Below are 285 nucleotides of genomic sequence, written 5' to 3'. Positions count from 1 at the left end.
TACTCTTGTTCAGTAAACAGAAACCTCAAAAACAGGTATGATAGTGTCGTTTTTAATCCTGAACTGGGAAAGTCATGGCAAAGTTAACACTCCAAGAGCAAATGCTTAAAGCTGGCTTGGTAAATGAGAAAAAATTAAAGAAGGCGAAGAAAGGCTCTAAAAAGTCTCGCGTTCAGTCTCGTGAAGCAAAAGCGGCAGCAGAAGAAACTAAACTGGCGCAGCAAGCGAAAGACAAAGAGTTAAACCAACAGTTGAAAGAACAGCAGTTGAGCAAAGAAATTAAAG

At 39.6% G+C, this 285-nt stretch carries 1 protein-coding gene; it reads left to right on the top strand.

Annotation, left to right across the window (positions count from 1 at the left end; all coding sequences use genetic code 11):
• Positions 1-74 precede the first annotated feature (74 nt).
• Positions 75-285: DUF2058 family protein (locus tag AB4653_RS28950; protein ID WP_372106085.1), on the top strand; the 211-nt coding region annotated here is incomplete at its 3' end.

The organism is Vibrio sp. 10N.222.48.A3, from assembly GCF_041475345.1.
Taxonomy (GTDB): domain Bacteria; phylum Pseudomonadota; class Gammaproteobacteria; order Enterobacterales; family Vibrionaceae; genus Vibrio; species Vibrio tasmaniensis_A.
Note: the sequence above shows the minus strand (reverse complement) of the source record. Positions and strands in the feature narration are given on the sequence as shown.